13 protein-coding genes are annotated in these 16,850 nt (G+C 66.8%); 7 read left to right on the forward strand and 6 right to left on the reverse strand.

The genetic code is table 11. The features are described 5' to 3' along the window. Positions 1–134: 134 nt before the first annotated feature. Together AC06DU_RS15505 and AC06DU_RS15510 are read right to left on the reverse strand one after the other, a co-directional pair. Positions 135–1,007 (reverse strand): XAC2610-related protein, encoded by an 873-nt coding sequence (locus tag AC06DU_RS15505; RefSeq protein ID WP_065032713.1) that lies wholly within the window; start codon positions 1,005–1,007, stop codon positions 135–137. Positions 1,008–1,018: 11 nt separating this feature from the next. Continuing rightward, positions 1,019–1,492 carry a DUF3574 domain-containing protein gene (locus AC06DU_RS15510; RefSeq protein ID WP_065032714.1) on the reverse strand — a complete coding sequence of 158 codons (474 nt, stop codon included), beginning with the start codon at positions 1,490–1,492 and terminating at the stop codon, positions 1,019–1,021. 228 nt (positions 1,493–1,720) lie between these two features. Between AC06DU_RS15510 and AC06DU_RS15515 the strand changes: the two genes are divergently transcribed. From AC06DU_RS15515 to AC06DU_RS15545, 7 genes are all read left to right on the forward strand, one after another. Next, positions 1,721–4,156, forward strand: a complete 2,436-nt coding sequence (locus AC06DU_RS15515; RefSeq protein WP_039525848.1) for a TonB-dependent receptor plug domain-containing protein — start codon at positions 1,721–1,723, stop codon at positions 4,154–4,156. A gap of 128 nt (positions 4,157–4,284) precedes the next feature. Next, positions 4,285–5,043: a trehalose-phosphatase gene (gene otsB, locus AC06DU_RS15520; protein WP_024939414.1), complete on the forward strand. Its 759-nt coding sequence runs from the start codon at positions 4,285–4,287 to the stop codon at positions 5,041–5,043. Between the two features lie 47 nt (positions 5,044–5,090). Next, entirely contained in the window at positions 5,091–6,869 is a 1,779-nt protein-coding gene (locus tag AC06DU_RS15525) for a glycoside hydrolase family 15 protein (protein WP_065032716.1), read from the forward strand. After that, positions 6,866–8,233 carry an alpha,alpha-trehalose-phosphate synthase (UDP-forming) gene (gene otsA / locus AC06DU_RS15530; protein WP_047127075.1) on the forward strand — a complete coding sequence of 456 codons (1,368 nt, stop codon included), beginning with the start codon at positions 6,866–6,868 and terminating at the stop codon, positions 8,231–8,233. Before AC06DU_RS15525 ends, otsA begins: the two co-directional genes overlap by 4 nt. Before the next feature lie 609 nt (positions 8,234–8,842). Further along, positions 8,843–11,281, forward strand: coding sequence for a glucose/quinate/shikimate family membrane-bound PQQ-dependent dehydrogenase (locus tag AC06DU_RS15535; RefSeq protein WP_180970464.1), 2,439 nt, complete (start codon positions 8,843–8,845; stop codon positions 11,279–11,281). Between the two features lie 20 nt (positions 11,282–11,301). Continuing rightward, positions 11,302–11,655 (forward strand): hypothetical protein, encoded by a 354-nt coding sequence (locus AC06DU_RS15540; protein ID WP_478202778.1) that lies wholly within the window; start codon positions 11,302–11,304, stop codon positions 11,653–11,655. 170 nt (positions 11,656–11,825) lie between these two features. Next, on the forward strand, positions 11,826–13,694 hold the full coding sequence (locus tag AC06DU_RS15545; protein WP_478202779.1) for a methyl-accepting chemotaxis protein: 1,869 nt from the start codon (positions 11,826–11,828) through the stop codon (positions 13,692–13,694). A gap of 253 nt (positions 13,695–13,947) precedes the next feature. On the opposite strand, the gene AC06DU_RS15550 is transcribed toward AC06DU_RS15545, so the two are convergent. The 4 genes from AC06DU_RS15550 to rluD form a co-directional block, all read right to left on the reverse strand. Further along, the gene (locus tag AC06DU_RS15550; RefSeq protein WP_478202780.1) at positions 13,948–14,373 is read right to left on the reverse strand and encodes a thiol-disulfide oxidoreductase DCC family protein; all 426 of its coding nucleotides are present in this window, start codon (positions 14,371–14,373) and stop codon (positions 13,948–13,950) included. A 70-nt stretch (positions 14,374–14,443) separates the two neighbouring features. After that, positions 14,444–14,968: a DUF4166 domain-containing protein gene (locus AC06DU_RS15555; RefSeq protein ID WP_179465334.1), complete on the reverse strand. Its 525-nt coding sequence runs from the start codon at positions 14,966–14,968 to the stop codon at positions 14,444–14,446. Between the two features lie 2 nt (positions 14,969–14,970). Continuing rightward, entirely contained in the window at positions 14,971–15,786 is an 816-nt protein-coding gene (gene pgeF, locus AC06DU_RS15560; RefSeq protein ID WP_478202781.1) for a peptidoglycan editing factor PgeF, read from the reverse strand. Position 15,787: 1 nt separating this feature from the next. Then, positions 15,788–16,783: a 23S rRNA pseudouridine(1911/1915/1917) synthase RluD gene (gene rluD, locus AC06DU_RS15565; protein WP_054592204.1), complete on the reverse strand. Its 996-nt coding sequence runs from the start codon at positions 16,781–16,783 to the stop codon at positions 15,788–15,790. Positions 16,784–16,850: the final 67 nt, after the last annotated feature.

Consider the following 16,850-nt stretch of genomic DNA (forward strand, 5'->3'; position numbering starts at 1 on the left):
GAGCCAGGAAGCGTGGGGATCGGCCGATGGTAGCCGCTGCTCCGCACGTGCGACAGCGGCGCGGTGGATCAGAGCGTGTCGCCGCGATTGCGCAGGTCTGTTCCATGCCAGGCGGCTGCGTGGCAGCAACGGCCCTACTTCATCGCCGCAGCAACCTCGATCCAGCCGACGATGTCGCCACGGCCGGCACTGCGATAGCGCACCTGCACGCGCGTGGCATCGGCGCTGACATCCAGCGCGTCGGCCCGATCGCCCTGCACCAGATAGCGCTTGGTGCCGGTCGCCGTAGGGGTGGCGTAGAGCGGCAGACGCGCCACCTGCACGCGCAGCTGGACCGGCATCGGCGCGTCCAGGGTGGTGCCGATCTCGCTTGAAACCTTCGCCCCGCGCGCGTCGTAACTGGGCCACACCGAGAGCGGCATGCCATCGCCGGTGCCTGGATCCAGCAAGGTCTGGATGTCGGGCAAGGCGATCGGCTGCTGCGTCCTGGCCACATACAACCGCCCATCGGCCGCGTAGCGATACACATCGGTGTACCACATCGGCCCGCTGCGGCAGGAGCTGGTCAGGCTGCGCTGCTGCTTGTCGGGCGTCAGATTGAAGAAGCCTTCGCACTGCACTGCCGGGCGCGTGGGCGCCGTCAGCTCACGAAAGCGCCGTTGCGCCGGATCGAATACAAAGACCAGCACCGCTTCGTTGACCTGGCCAAGCATCGCCGACACCGCAAGATCCGGATGTCCGTCGAAGTTGTAGTCGTCGCTATCCACACCGGCGCCGCCTTCGCCCTCGTCCAGGTTCGCGTCGAACCATTGCTCCTTGCCGCCCGGGCCCAACACCACATGCAGGCGTGCGCCGACCAGTGTGGCGGTCGCCTGCGTGTTTGCGTCCAGCGACACCTGCACGCTGGTGTCGCGCGCAAAGCACGCAAACGACAGCCCGCCCAGTGCGGCGAACAGCAGCGTGCGTGCAGCGCTCACGCGCAGCCGGTGCAGATGTTCAAACCGCATGGTCGCCAGACTCAGAACGACACCTCCACCGCCTGCCGCGACCACAGCACCGACTGGTGGCCGGTGGCCTGCTTCCAGGCCAGGCGAATCGCCTCGATGTCGTTGCGCCGCTGCGGGGTGTCCTCGTGCAGGATCAGCAGCACCTTGGTGCCTAGCCGGTTCGGCTCCTTGGCACCGCGGAACAGCCACTGGCCATAGGCGTCGAACACGGTCAGGCCGTCGGGAAAGCGCGGGGTCACTTCCTTGTCCAGAAATGCGCGCCATTGGGTTTCGTCGATGGTACGGGTCTGCGGGCGATCGGCCGGGCCGGTTTCCTCGCCCACCCCGAAGTACAGCTCGCTGCGCACCCAGCCGCGCGCCGCCGCCGGCCGCGCCGCATCGCCTTGGAGGCTGGCAGTGGTCGGGCCCGGCGCGCCGCCGGGGGTGGTGGCGCAGGCGGACAGCGCCAGCATGGCGGCAAGCAGGCAGGACGGCAGCAACTTCATCGACTTCTCCACAACGGGTACGTTCACGACGGATCGGGGGCGGGCTCATGCAGGGGCGGCATCAGCTGATGCCGGCGTGCGCGCACTGTGCCATCTCGCACGCGCCTGAACAACGCGATAATATCTCTCCATCCGGATGAATGTGGACGATCCGAACCCCTTTGCGCCCCTGCCCGGCCGGATGCCGTCCGCGCGGCGCGTTCGCAGTTGCTGTCGCAGGAGAGAGAGATGACCCGCCCCACCCTTTCGGCTATCGGCCTGGCCGTGGCCGCCGTGTTGAGCGCCAACGCCCAGGCCCAGCAGGCCGCCCCCGGCGCCACCACGCTGGACACCGTGATCGTCACCGGCACCCGCGCCAGCGACCGCACCGTGCTGGAATCGACCGTGCCGGTGGACGTGCTCACCGCCGAGGACATCCGCAAGGCCGGCGTGGTCAACGGCGAGCTGGGCAGCGCGCTGCAGGCGCTGCTGCCCTCGTTCAATTTCCCGCGCCAGTCCAACTCCGGTGGTGCCGACCATATCCGTGCCGCGCAGTTGCGTGGGCTCTCGCCCGACCAGGTGCTGGTGCTGGTCAACGGCAAGCGCCGCCACACCTCGGCGCTGGTCAATACCGACAGCAAGATCGGCAAGGGCACCACGCCGGTGGATTTCAATTCCATCCCGATCAATGCGATCAAGCGCATCGAAGTGCTGCGCGATGGTGCCGGCGCGCAGTACGGCTCGGACGCGATCGCCGGCGTCATCAACGTGATCCTGGACGACAACCCGGAGCGTGGCGAGCTGGAAGCCAGCTTCGGCGCCTACAACACCGACGTGGAGCCGATCAATCGCCGCGTCACCGATGGCCAGACCAGCTACGCCAGCGCCAAGGTCGGCAGCCTGCTCGGCGATGACGGCGGCTTCTTCAAGGTCGGCCTGGAGCTGAAGAATCGCGAGGCGACCAACCGCGCCGGCTTCGACCAGATTCCGTCGTTCGAGGAGCAGACCCCGGCCAACCTGGCGCTGGCCGGCAAGCGCAATTACGTGCTCGGGGATGGCGCCACCAAGGGCCTGAATGCCTGGCTCAACACCAAGGTGCCCTTCAGTGCCACCGGCGAGTTCTACGCCTTCGGCACCTACAACCAGCGCGACACCGAAGGCGCCAATTACTTCCGTTACCCGGATGGCAGCGCCAACTGGCGTGAGATCTATCCCAACGGCTACCGCCCGATTTCCGAAGGCGAGAACCGCGACCTGCAGGTCGTCGCCGGCGCGCGTGGGCAGCTCGGCAGCTGGGACTACGACGCCAGCGTCAACTACGGCCGCAACGACTTCACCTACCGGCTGCGCAACTCGCTCAACGCCTCGCTCGGCCCGGGCAGCACCACCCGCTTCAAGACCGGCGATTTCGCCTTTGCGCAGACCGTGGGCAACCTGGATCTGACCCGCGTGTTCGATGCGGCCGGCGCCACCCACACCTTCGGCACCGGTGCCGAATTCCGCCGCGAGCAATACCGCACCCATGCCGGCGACCCGGCCAGCTATGCGGCCGGCCCGTTCACCGATCGCCCCACCGGCTCGCAGGCCGGCGGTGGGCTGACCCCGCAGGACGAGGCCGACCTGTCGCGTAACGTGGCCAGCGCCTATGCCAACGTGTCCAGCCAGTTCGGCGACAAGTTCTCCACCGACCTGGCCGGCCGTTACGAGCATTACCAGGATTTCGGCAGCCAGTGGACCGGCAAGCTGGCCGCGCGCTATGCCTTCGCCCCGGCGTTCGCGCTGCGCGGCGCGGTCTCCAACAACGTGCGTGCACCCTCGCTCAGCCAGATCGGCTACGAAGCCACCTCCACCGGCTACGACGCCGCCGGCCGCCTGACCCAGGGCCGCCTGCTGTCGGTCAACAACCCGATCGCACGCGCGCTCGGTGCCACCGACCTGAAGCCGGAAAAGTCGCTCAATTACAGCCTGGGCTTCACCAGCCAGCTGGGCGATCACTTCGACCTGTCGCTGGACTTCTTCCAGATCGATATCGACGACCGCATCGCGCTGTCCGAAGACATCACCGGCACCACGCTGACCGACTTCGTGCAGCAGAACTTCGCCGTCGCCGGCGTGCAGAGCGCCAGCTATTTCCTCAACGCCGCCGACACCCGCACCCGCGGCGCCGAGCTGGTCGGCAACTGGCGCCAGTACGCCTTCGGCGGCGACCTGCTGCTGACCGGCACCTACAGCTACGCCAAGACCGAGTTGAAGAACGTCATCGGCACCCCGGCGCAGCTGCTCGCGCTGGACCCGGATTACGTGCTGTTCGGTGTCGAGGAGAGCAACACGCTCACCGATGCCGCACCACGCACGCGCGCCGCGCTGGCCGCCAACTGGAACAACGAACACTGGAACCTGCAGACCCGCGTCAATCGCTACGGCAGCGCCACGCGCGTGTTCGACTTCGGCGGCGGTTTCGTGCCACGCCAGACCTACGGCGCGGAATGGCAGCTGGACCTGGAAGCCGAGTACCACCTGGGCACGCAGTGGACGCTGGCAATCGGCGGCCAGAACATTCTCGACAACTATTCGGACCGCTCCATCGACGACATCGCCTACTTCGGCAACCTGCCCTACGACGTGCTCTCGCCGATCGGCAGTAATGGCGCGTATTGGTATGGGCGGGTGCGCTACTCGTTCTGACGCCGGGATGGGTGGATCGGGGATTCGGGATTGGCAAAGGGCGACGCATTGCGAATCCCCACTCCCGAATCCCCACTCCCCGCTGTTGCATAACCTGAATATCACATCGCCTTGCGCACACTAGCGCGATGGCAGACGTGCACTCCCCCCTTCCGTCGCCGCCATTGCTGGACGATGCCTGCGCATTGTTTCTGGACGTGGACGGTACCCTCATCGACTTTGCCGACAGCCCCGAGGCTGTGCGGCTCCTGCCCGAGGTCCGCGCGGCCATCGGCCAGCTAAGCGACCGCCTGCAGGGCGCCGTGGCACTGGTCAGCGGCCGACCGCTGTCGCAGCTGGACGCCTTGTTCGCGCCGTTGCTGCTTCCGGCCGCCGGCCTGCACGGGCACGAACTGCGCAGCGATATCGCCGCACGCGCGGCGATGCCGCAGGACACCTCCGAGTGGCTGCATGGCCTGCATCAGCGTGCCGCCGCACTCACGCACCGGCACCCCGGCGTGCTGGTCGAAGACAAGGGCGTCAGCGTCGCGCTGCATTGGCGCGCACAGCCGCTGGCCGGCCCCGACGTGCTCGCCTTTGCGCAGCAGGAAATCGCCCAGCTTTCCGGGTACCGCCTGCAACCGGGCGACCACGTGGTCGAATTCGTCCCCGAAGGCAGCAACAAGGGCCTGGCGGTCGAACAACTGATGCAGCAGGGCGCATTCGCCGGCCGCACGCCGGTGTTCGTCGGCGACGACCTCACCGACGAATTCGGTTTCGAAGCGGCCAACCGCCTCGGCGGCTGGAGCGTGCTGGTCGGCGATCGCGCCCAAACCAGCGCGCGCTTCCGCGTCGACGGTACCGCCGACGTGCATGCGTGGCTGCAACGCAATGCGCGCCAGGCCTGAGCGCAGCGCGCCTTCCCTCTTTTCTTCAAAAGGATCGTTCGCACTCCATGACCGAGCCAAACCTGGATCTGGGCGTCATCGGCAACTGCAGCTTTGGGGCATTGGTCGATCGGCAGGCACGCGTGGTGTGGAGTTGCCTGCCGGCCTTCGACGGCGACCCGGCGTTCTGTTCGCTGCTCTCGCCCAAGCGCGAAGGCGGTGACTTTGCCGTGGAGCTGGAGGACTTCGCCAGCAGCGAGCAACACTATCTGCCCAATACCGCTGTGCTGCGCACCGTGTTGCGCGACCACCACGGCGGCGAAGTGGAAGTCATCGACTTCGCACCGCGCTGGCGCAATAACGGGCGTTTCTACCGGCCCGTCAGCATCATCCGGCAGATCCGCCCGCTGGCCGGCAACCCGCGCATCATCGTGCGCGCCCGCCCGCTGGCCGACTGGGGCGGACGCAGCCCGGAAACCACCTGGGGCAGCAATCACATCCGCTGGGTGCTGCCCGAATTCACCCTGCGCCTGACCACCGACGTGCCGGTACGCTTCGTACGCGACGGCCTGCCGTTCGTGCTCAGCCACCCGGTCAACCTGGTGCTGGGCGTGGACGAATCGCTGACCCGCTCGCTCACCGGCTATGTGCAGGAGGCGCAGGAACGCACCGAAGAATACTGGCGCGAATGGGTGCGCTACCTGTCGATTCCGCTCGACTGGCAGGAAGCGGTGATCCGCAGCGCAATCACGCTCAAGCTGTGCCAGTACGAAGACAGCGGCGCCATCATCGCGGCGATGACCACCTCGATCCCGGAAGCACCGAATACCCCGCGCAACTGGGATTACCGCTATTGCTGGCTGCGCGATGCCGCATTCGTGGTGCGTGCGCTGAATCGCCTGGGCGCCACCCGCACGATGGAGCAGTTCATCGGCTACATCTTCAACATCGCCACCGCCGACGGCACCATGCAGCCGCTGTATGGCATCGGTTTCGAATCCCAGCTAGAAGAGCACGAAGTCGAAACGATGGACGGCTACCGCGGCATGGGCCCGGTACGCCGCGGCAACCTGGCCTGGATCCAGCAGCAGCACGATGTCTACGGCAGCGTGGTGCTGGCGTCCACCCAGCTGTTCTTCGACCTGCGCCTGAAGGACCAGGGCGATGCGGACACCTTCCGCCGCCTGGAGCCGCTGGGCGAGCGCGCCTTCGCGCTGCACAACGTGCCCGATGCCGGCCTGTGGGAATTCCGCGGCCGCGCCGAAGTGCATACCTACACCGCTGCGATGTGCTGGGCTGCCTGCGATCGCCTCTCCAAGATCGCCGACCGGCTGGTGCTGCCCGAGCGCAGCGTGTACTGGCGCGAGCGCGCCGACACGATTCGTGAACGCGTGCTGGGCGAGGCCTGGAGCGAAGAGCGCGGCCATTTCACCGATACGCTGGGCGGTCATCGCCTGGACGCATCGCTGTTGCTGCTGGCCGATATCGGCATCGTCGCCAACGACGACAGCCGCTTCGTGCGCACGGTCGAAGCGGTTGGCCGCGTGCTCAAGCATGGCGATGCGCTATATCGCTACATCGCACCGGATGACTTCGGTGAGCCGGAAACCAGCTTCACCATCTGCACGTTCTGGTACATCGACGCGCTGGCCGCGATCGGCCGCAATGAGGAGGCGCGTGAATTGTTCGAGCGCATCCTCTCGCGCCGCAATCACCTCGGCTTGCTGTCGGAGGATCTATCGTTTGAAGACGGCGAAGCCTGGGGGAATTTCCCCCAGACCTATTCGCATGTGGGCTTGATCATCGCAGCGATGCGCTTGTCGCGGAGCTGGCAGGAGGCGTCATGAGTCGTTTGGTGGTGGTATCCAACCGCGTTGCAGTGCCCGGCGAAAACCGCGCCGGCGGGCTGGCGGTTGGTCTGTTGGCTGCACTCAAGGAGCGCGGCGGTGTGTGGTTCGGCTGGAGCGGCAAGACCGTCCGCGGCGACAGCGGCGGCATGCACGAACAGACCGAGGGCGACATCAAGTTCGTCACCATGGACCTCAACAAGCGCGACATCGATTCGTACTACAACGGGTTCGCCAATCGCACGCTGTGGCCGCTGCTGCACTTCCGCCTGGACCTGGTCGATTACGACCGCGCCACCCGCGAAGGCTATATGCGCGTCAACCGGCTATTCGCCGAAAAGCTGGCGCCGTTGTTGAAGGACAGCGACACGCTGTGGATCCACGATTACCACATGATTCCGCTGGGCGCGATGCTGCGCGAGCTGGGTGTGGGCTGCAAGATGGGCTTCTTCCTGCACGTGCCGATGCCCTCGGCCGACCTGATGCAGGCAATGCCCGATCACGCGCGCTTGTTTAGCACGTTCTATGCGTATGACCTGGTCGGCTTCCAGACCCAGCGCGATGCCGAGCGCTTCAAGGCCTATGTGCGTCTGTTCGGCGGTGGCCGCATTCTTGAAGGCGACATCGTCGAAGGCCCCGGCGGGCGTCGCTTCAGTGCCGCGGCGTTCCCGATCGGGATCGATACCGACCTGATCGCCAACCAGGCCAAGGCCTCGGTCGGCAAGCAGGCCGTGCGCGACCTGCGCGAAAGCCTGCGCGGCCGGCAACTGGCGATCGGCGTGGACCGGCTGGATTATTCCAAGGGCCTGCCGGAACGCTTCCAGGGTTTCGAACGCTATCTGGAGCGTTATCCGGACCAATCCGGCAGCCTGACCTATCTACAGATCGCGCCGGTATCGCGTGGCGACGTCAACGAGTACCGCCAGTTGCGCGGGCAGCTGGAACAGATCGCCGGCCACATCAACGGTGGACATGCCGAGCCGGATTGGACGCCGCTGCGCTACGTCAATCAGAACTTCAGCCATGCAACGTTGACCGGTTTTTATCGCGCGGCCTCGGTTGGCCTGGTCACGCCACTGCGCGATGGCATGAACCTGGTCGCCAAGGAATTCGTCGCGGCGCAGGATCCGCAGAATCCGGGCGTCTTGGTGCTGTCGTTGCTGGCCGGTGCAGCGGACGAAATGAAAGAGGCACTGCTGGTCAATCCGCACGATCTGGACGGCGTGGCCGACGCGATCGCCACTGCGGCAAGCATGCCGCTGGCAACCCGCATCGAACGCTGGAGCGCGATGATGGATCATCTGCGCAAGAACAACATCAATCACTGGCGCCAGCGCTACCTGCAGGCGCTTGCAGATATCTGACTCCGGTGTCCGCAACGCAGGCTGCCAGCACCACGCTATCAGCACAGACGCGCTGCGCACCGGCAGCGCCCCCCTTTTCCCCTCGGGAGAAGGGGGCCGAAGGGCGGATGAGGGTACGCGTGTACGTACAAGTGGAAATGTCCGAAGCGTAAAGTCCAGCTTCTACAAATCCCAACTCCCGAATGCCGAATCCCCGCCTCACCGCTTGAGTCAATAACTCAATAGAACTACTGCAGGATCCTGCATTTGTCGCGGCGCACGAATGCACCAAACACCGACTGACGCCTGCACCAATCTCCAGCCATATCGAATTTGAGCAATTTCAGCGCCTCAGCCGCATGGCCTGGAACGTTGGTTCTCATTCCGTCACGGACACAAGCGTCATTGCGGTCTAAAATATCTGCATGAGTAGCGCTGAGGACCCTGGGAGGGGCTGCGCGTTCATATCCGGACGTTCTGCTTTAGGACGTTTTTGTTGGATCCAAGGCCGCCCTTTGCCAGCCTGTGATCTTGCTCCCTCCACGACTCGCCACCGCCTGCCGGTGCCTGGGTCCTTCCTGACATCTCAAAATGACTGATCAATCCTCAAAACGTGGACTAGGCACCTGGTTGCTGGTGGTCTATGCCGTGGTGATCGCCGTGCTCGGTGCGGTGCTTGCCTACGAGGGCGGCCGCCTGGTCGCCGTCGGTGGCTCCTGGTATTACCTGCTGGCGGGCATCGGCCTGTTCCTGGCCGGCGTGTTGCTGGCACTGGGCAAGCGTGCCGGCCTGTGGCTGTTTGGCGCCACGCTGGCGGCCACCATCGCCTGGGCGCTGTGGGAAGTGGGCCTGGATGGCTGGGGCCTGGTCCCGCGTCTGGCCTGGATGTCGGTGCTGGGGCTGGTGCTGCTGCCGTTCTGGGGCGTGGCCCGCCGCCGTATGCAGCCGCTGTCGGGGCTTGGCTATGTGCTGGTGACCGGCGTGCTGCCGATTCTGGGCGCAACGCTGATCCTGTGGCCACTGCTGGTGCCGCGCAATGTCGAACTGGCCGATGCCTCCAAGCTGCCGGCCGAGAATGCGACGCCGTTCAGCCGCGCCAACGTGCCCAGCCCGGACGGTAACGTCGCGGCCAATCACGATGCCAGCAACTGGACCTCGTACGCCGGCTCCAACCTGTCCAACCACTACACCCCCGGTGCGCAGATCACCCCGGAGAACGCCAAGAACCTGAAGGTGGCCTGGGAGTTCCATACCGGCGATCTGAAGCCGGCCGGCTCCAAGCTGGGCTACGCTTTCCAGAACACCCCGCTCAAGGTCGGCGAGCTGCTCTACATCTGCACCCCGACCCAGAAGGTGATCGCGGTGGAAGCAGCCAACGGCAAGGAGCGCTGGCGCTTCGACCCGCAGACCAATCCGAAGGCGATGGCCGGCGTTGCCGCCACCACCTGCCGCGGCGTGTCGTACTACCAGGCGCCGCAAGGCACCGCCGAGTGCCCGACGCGGATCTTCTGGCCGATGGTCGATGGCCGCCTCGGCGCGCTGGACGCGCAGACCGGCAAGCTGTGCACCAGCTTCGGCAACAACGGCTTTGTCGATCTCAACGCCGGCACCGGCAACACCAAGCCGGGCTTCGTCGGCCCGACCTCGCCGCCGGTGGTGATGCGCGGCGTGGTGATCCAGCCCACCGGCCAGGTGCGTGACGGCCAGGAAGGCGATGCGCCGTCGGGCGTGGTGCGTGGCTTCGATGCGCTCACCGGCCAGCTGCGCTGGGCCTGGGACCTGGGCAACCCGGCGATCACCGCCGAGCCACCGGCCGGGCAGACCTATACCCGTTCCACCCCGAACGTGTGGTCGCTGATGGCCGCCGACGACGAACTGGGCCTGGTCTATCTGCCGACCGGCAATGCCTCGGGCGATTTCTTCGGCAAGGGCCGCACCCCGCAGGATGAGGAATACACCGCCTCGCTGGTTGCCGTGGATGCGGCCACCGGCAAGGAGCGTTGGCACTTCCGCACCGTCAACCACGACCTGTGGGATTACGACATCGGCCCGCAGCCGAACCTGGTCGACTGGCCGGTCGCCGGCGGTGGCACCCGTCCTGCGGTGATCCAGGCCACCAAGTCCGGTCAGGTGTTCGTGCTGGACCGCGCCACCGGTGCGCCGCTCATGCCGGTCAAGCAGATCGCCGTGCCGCAGGGCACCGATCATGGCGACTGGACCGCGGCCACCCAGCCGATCTCGCCGGGCATGCCCAATACCGTGGGCGCACCGAGCCGCGAGTACGAAACCATCGTCGAATCCGACGCCTGGGGCATGACCCCGTTCGACCAGCTGGCCTGCCGCATCCAGTTCAAGCAGCTGCGCTACGAAGGCATGTTCACCCCGCCGACCCTGCAGGGCTCGCTGGCCTTTACCGGCAATCACGGCGGCATCAACTGGGGCGGCGTCTCGGTCGATCTGCAGCGCGGCATCATGGTGATGAACAGCAATCGCCTGCCCTACACCCTGCAGGTCTACACCCGCGAAAAGATGAATGAGCTGGGCGTGGTGTCGGTGTTCGACGGCAAGAGCAAGACGCCCGGCTACATGGCGCAGAAGGGCCTGGCCTACGGCGCCCGCAAGGAGCCGTGGATGTCGCCGCTCAACACGCCGTGCGTGGCACCGCCGTGGGGCTACATCTCCGGCGTGGACCTGCGCACCCAGCAGGTGCTCTGGCGGCGTCCGCTGGGCACCGGTTACGACCAGGGTCCGATGGGCATCCCGTCCAAGACCAAGTTCGAGATCGGCACGCCCAACAACAGCGGCTCGCTGGCCACCGCCGGCGGCGTGACCTTCATCGGCGCGACCCTGGACGACTTCATGCGCGGCTTCGACACCCGCACCGGCAAGCAGGTCTGGGAGACCCGCGTGCCGGCCGGCCCGCAGGCCGCCCCGCTGAGCTACACCATCGACGGCAAGCAGTACATCGTGGCCGCCGTGGGTGGACACGACCGCATGGAAACCAAGTCGGGCGACAGCGTGATCGCCTGGGCGCTGCCGGATGACGCGGGCGCCAAGCCGGCGAAGTAAGCCGGTGTAACGTCAGCTAGTTGGGCATCGATAGACCGGTCATCGTGAGATGGCCGGTTTTTTTTTGGGAATCGGGATTCGGGATTCGGGAATGGGAGAAGCGCTTTTCTGTCGTCTTTCAGGGCTGGGCTGGATTGATGGCGCGCCCGATTCCCCAATCCCCACTCCCGATTCCCCGCGCTTCGATGCGTGTTCGTCGCGTTGCACCGATGGCGCCGCTGGCCAGTCTTGGTGGCGCGCATGCGATCGGACTGCGTGGCATCGAGGTCTACGAAGTGTTTACGGAGCCCGCTGATATTTCACGTGAAATTTACAATTGCAAGACCGGCATCCGGCTGCAAATCACGGTTCCGCAGCACATCGGGCGGCACTGAAACCGCTTCCAAATCAACTACATCGGTGTTTTCGGGGGGCTGATCGGCAGATTCCGACGAACGGTGATTTCACGCCGTCATGATTCGGGCTCGGCCGCCGATACCCCATAGCAGCCCATGCAGCGCAGGACGCCGCTCCCCACACCGAATCACTCAGTTGGACTCAGCCTATGTCGCCCTCACCCGATGCCACCGCCGTCTCCCGCCCGCCTTCCGGCCGGAACCTTGCGCGTGCCAGCACGGCCGCATGGCTGCCTGCCGCTGCACAGATCGGGCTGCTGGGCTTGCTGACGCTCTACGCCGCCACGCTGCTGCCCGGCGGTGTCTGGACCGGCTTGGGCCGCTTGCTGCCGGCGCTGCTGGTACTGGGGGCGGCAAGTGCCGGGCTGTGGTGGTGGGCACGCCGTCGCGGTGTGGCGCAACTGCAACAGGCGATCGGCACGGTGACCGCCATCGGTGACGGGCGCTTTCAGCGCCTGGATCTGCGCACCGCCTCCGGCGAACTCGCGCCGTTGCTGCACGCCCTGCAGGCGACCCAGGACAAGCTGGCCATCCGCCTCGATGTGATGGAACAGGGGCTGCGCCACGGCCAGTTCGTGATCAAGGCGCTGGACGATCTGGACACCATGATCCGCATCGCCGACGACGACGGCCAGGTGCTGTTCGCCAACCGCAAACTGCTGGCGATGCTCAAGCTGATCGAGCCGGATGTGCAGAGCTTCCGCCCCAGCTTCCATGCCGAAGGCTTCGTCGGCGGCAGCATCGGCGACATCTATCCCGACAGCCAGGCCGCGATCGACCGCATGCGTGCGCTGACCGCCTCCAAGGCGGTGCGCGCGCCGTTCTTCGGCCGCCAGATCGACTTCGTCTACAGCCCGATCATCGCCGCCGACGGCACCAAGCTCGGCACCATCGCGCAGTGGATGGACGTCACCGCGCAGGTCAACGCCGAGCAGGCGCTGATCCAGATTATCGATGCCGCCGCGGCCGGCGATTTCAGCCGGCGCATGCAGATCGACGGCATGGACGGCGTGCTGCTGTCGCTGGCGCAGGGCATCAACCGCATCTACGACTCGGTGGAAACCCACCTGGCCGCCTTGGCGCGGGTGATCGGTGCACTGGCCGAAGGCGACCTCACCCAACGCGTGGAGGGCGATGCGCACGGCATCTTCGCGCGTCTGCGCGACGACACCAACCAGACCGTGACCCGGCTGACCGAGATCATCGGCGACATCCAGATCGCATCGGACACGATCCGCCGCGCGGCGGTGGAAATCGCCGCCGGAAACGCCGACCTGTCCGAGCGCACCGAGCAGCAGGCCGCCAATCTGGAAGAAACCGCCAGCTCCATGGAAGAACTCACCTCCACCGTGAAGCAGAACGCCGACAGCGCGCTGCAGGCCAACCGGCTGGTAGTGGGCACCGGCGAAGTCGCGCACAACGGCGGCCAGGTGATGGACGATGTGGTGTCCACCATGGGCCAGATCAGCACCGCCTCGCGCAAGATCGGCGAGATCATCGGCGTCATCGACGGCATCGCCTTCCAGACCAATATCCTGGCGCTCAACGCCGCGGTGGAAGCCGCACGCGCCGGCGAACAGGGCCGCGGCTTTGCGGTGGTCGCCTCGGAAGTGCGCGCGCTGGCGCGGCGCTCGGCCGATGCGGCAAAGGAGATCAAGACGCTGATCGCCGACTCCACCGACAAGGTCGAACTGGGCTCGGGCCTGGTGCACCGCGCCGGCGCGACCATGCGCGAGATCGTCGGCTCGGTCAAACACGTCACCGACATCATGAGCGAGATCACCGCCGCCAGCGCCGAGCAATCCAGCGGCATCGAACAAGTCAACCGCACCGTCGCGCAACTGGACGAAGTCACCCAACGCAACGCCGCGCTGGTGGAAGAAGCCACCGCCGCCGCGCGCAGCCTGGAAGAACAGGCCGTGGAACTGGCCGATGCGGTGTCGATCTTCCGCCTGCAGCCTGCGCACAGCGGCAACCCGAAAGCAGCGCCCGCAAGCTTCAAAAACGCAGCCGCGTAAGCCGCCGTCACGGAATCACCGTAGGAGCGCACCAGGGCGCGACGAAGCCTTCCCGGTAACGCCGCATCGCGCCCAGGTGCGCTCCTACACAAAGCAGGCATGCCTGTCCGCCACCAAAGATCCAGCACACGCGGACGAACAACACTCCGTATCGACAAGCCATCATAGAAATCAACGCGCAGTCGTAGGAGCGCACCCGGGCGCGACGAAGCTTTCCCGGTAACGCCGCATCGCGCCCAGGTGCGCTCCTACGCTAGTCGAGAAACCGCTCGCGCTGCTCTGGGCTCGGCAGCATGCAATGCTCGCTGCGACCGAACCAGCGGTAGCGATGGCGTGCGATCAGGCGATAGCCGATGTCGCGCGCGCGACGCGGCACCACGCGCAACACCGTGGCCAGCCGCCAGAAGCCGCCCAACCCGGCCAGCACCCGCACGATCGCGTCGCTGTCGGTCCACGCACCGCGGTCATCCACCAGCAGAAACGACAACGGGTCGTCCGGATCCAGCCCATGCTGCTGCAACAGCGCACGTCCGGCCTGGCCCTGCATTGCGGCAAAGCGATAATGCCCGCGTCGATCATGACGCAGCAGGAACCTGACCCAGCCATTGCACAGCAGGCACACGCCATCGAACACGATGGTCGCGGGCACAGCACCTGGCTGACGGCCGGGCGGCTCCACGCGCGACGGCTTCGAGTGAGCAGGCTCCAACCGAGACGACTCCAGCTGAGACACGTCAACGAGCGGTGGATCAACGCGGTTCAAGCCAGCCCTCGTAGCGAATGAACGGGCCGACCAGCGGCAAGTGCACGTCGACCAGGAATCCGTAACGCCCGGCGTCGGCATGCTCGCGGCAACGCACCTGCTCGAACCAGCGCGCAGGCAACCGGATCCAGCCCAATGCCCACACCCGCGTGGCCTGCCAGTACAGCGACTGCGCGTCGGCGCGCAGCGCGAATTCAAACCGCACCGCGCCCAGATGTTCGCGCAGGCGCGTGCCCTCGCGCCACAGGCGCGAATGCATCGGCAGGCCGCCAAACCGCCGATGCCAGCGCTCGCCCGCCGCGTCTGCAAGAAACTCCACTTCGACCTCCACCTCGCCACTGCGCGGCAAGCGGCTCAACAGCGCCAGTAACGGGACCAGCGCATGCGTGCCGCGTTGAATCCTTGCCCGGCCGGCGAAGGTCTGCCGCTGCTGCACCGAATGCAGCGCGCGCACCGGCGCAGGCAGCTGCGCGAACGCGTCCTGCCCCAACACCTGCGCAAACAACGGCATGCTCAGGGCGCGATCCATGCCAGCGTGGCCATGCGTCCGCTGCGGCGGTCGCGACGATGCGAGAAGAAACGTTGCGGCTCGGAAATGGTGCACAGCCTGCCGCCATGGATCGCGCTGGCCGGCACACCTGCATGCTGCAGGCGCTGACGCGCCAACGCATACAAGTCCACCCGCCAATGCCCCGGGCGGGTCGCGACAAACGCGCGTTGCGCCTGCGCATCGTGCGCGACGAAGGCGTTGAACACGTCTTCACCGATTTCATAGGCCTGCGGCCCCGCTGCCGGCCCCAACCATGCCAACACCTGCTGCGGCGGCGTGCGCATCGCCGCCACGCTGCGCTCCAGCATGCCGTCGGCCAGGCCGCGCCAGCCTGCATGCGCGGCGGCCACTTCGCTGCCATCGGCAGCGGCGAGCACGACCGGCAGGCAATCGGCGGTGAGGATCGCCAGCACCACGCCGGGCACGGCGGTCACCGCTGCATCGGCGACCGGTTCCTGCGCGCCTGGCGCGACAGTGCCCGCTGCAGGCGGCTGTTCGCCGGGCGCGAGCACGGGCGCGTCGACACGCAGCACCTCCACCCCATGCACCTGACGCAGCCACTGCGGGGTACCGGGCAGTGCCAGCGCCTCGACCAGCAGCGCCCGGTTGCGTTCCACCTGCTCCGGCGCGTCGCCATCGGCACTGTTGCGGTTGCCGAGGTTGAGCGTGTCGAACGGCGCCAGCGAGCCGCCCAGGCCGTGACGCAGCGTGGTCAGCGCATGGATGCGTGGTGGCGCCGGCCAGTCGGCCGGCAGCACGAAGGGCGCGGCGGCGTCCACGTCAGCGGCGTGCCAGCTCGGCGGCGCGTGCGCTGTCTTCGCGCAGGGCCGTCATCAGCCGCTGCAGGTCGGCCGGTACCGGCGCGCTGGCGCGCACCGGCTCGCCGCTGACCGGGTGCAGGAATTCCAGGGTTTCGGCATGCAGCGCCTGGCGCTTGAAGGTGCGCAGCTCGTGCACCAGTTCGTCGGTGGCGCCCTTGGGCAGCTTGAGCGCGCCGCCGTACAGCGGGTCGCCGACGATCGGCGACTTCAGATGCGCCATGTGCACGCGGATCTGGTGAGTGCGCCCGGTTTCCAGCCGGCATTCCAGCGCGGTGTGTGCGCGGAAGCGCTCGCGCAGGCGGTAATGGGTGACCGCATCGCGGCCGTCGTCACGCACCGCCATCTTCAGCCGATCGCGCGGATGGCGGTCGATCGGCGCGTTGGCGGTGCCGCCGGAGACCAGCGCGCCCACCACCACCGCCAGATACTGGCGATGCACATCGCGTGCGGACAGCTGTTCCACCAGCGCGGTCTGCGCCTGCACGGTACGCGCCACCACCATCACCCCACTGGTGTCCTTGTCCAGCCGGTGCACCACGCCTGCGCGCGGCACCGCCGCCAGCGCCGGGTCGCGGAACAGCAAGGCGTTGACCAGGGTACCGTCCGGATTGCCCGCGCCCGGGTGCACCACCAGCCCGGCCGGCTTGTCGATCACCAGTACCTGGTCGTCTTCGTACAGCACGCTCAGCGGGATGTCCTGCGGCGCGGCGTGAGTCTGGGTTTCCAGCACCACCTGCACCTGCACGCTCTCGCCGCCGCGCAAGGTGTCGCGCGGGCGCGCCATTTCCCCGTTCAGCAGCGCATCGCCGGACTTGATCCACTCCGACAAGCGCGAGCGCGAGAATTCGGGGAACAGCTCGGCCAGCACCGCGTCGAAACGGCGTCCAGCGGCGTTGTCGGGCACGATGGCCTGGCGGATGGACGGGTCGAGGGGGTCGGCAGATGGGTCGGACATGGACACGGGCACTCAGGCAAAAGCGGGAATTTGGCGGTCCGGGCGGCGGGAGTCAGTCGCCGGACAG

It is taken from the genome of Xanthomonas sp. NCPPB 3200, assembly GCF_056393585.1.

What these genes read in the sequence shown, in the direction of transcription:
- AC06DU_RS15505 (WP_065032713.1), bottom strand. Translation starts at nt 1,007, where the DNA reads ATGCGGTTTGAACATCTGCACCGGCTGCGCGTGAGCGCTGCACGCACG.
- AC06DU_RS15510 (WP_065032714.1), bottom strand. Translation starts at nt 1,492, where the DNA reads ATGAAGTTGCTGCCGTCCTGCCTGCTTGCCGCCATGCTGGCGCTGTCC.
- AC06DU_RS15515 (WP_039525848.1), top strand. Translation starts at nt 1,721, where the DNA reads ATGACCCGCCCCACCCTTTCGGCTATCGGCCTGGCCGTGGCCGCCGTG.
- otsB (WP_024939414.1), top strand. Translation starts at nt 4,285, where the DNA reads ATGGCAGACGTGCACTCCCCCCTTCCGTCGCCGCCATTGCTGGACGAT.
- AC06DU_RS15525 (WP_065032716.1), top strand. Translation starts at nt 5,091, where the DNA reads ATGACCGAGCCAAACCTGGATCTGGGCGTCATCGGCAACTGCAGCTTT.
- otsA (WP_047127075.1), top strand. Translation starts at nt 6,866, where the DNA reads ATGAGTCGTTTGGTGGTGGTATCCAACCGCGTTGCAGTGCCCGGCGAA.
- AC06DU_RS15545 (WP_478202779.1), top strand. Translation starts at nt 11,826, where the DNA reads ATGTCGCCCTCACCCGATGCCACCGCCGTCTCCCGCCCGCCTTCCGGC.
- AC06DU_RS15555 (WP_179465334.1), bottom strand. Translation starts at nt 14,968, where the DNA reads ATGCCGTTGTTTGCGCAGGTGTTGGGGCAGGACGCGTTCGCGCAGCTG.
- rluD (WP_054592204.1), bottom strand. Translation starts at nt 16,783, where the DNA reads ATGTCCGACCCATCTGCCGACCCCCTCGACCCGTCCATCCGCCAGGCC.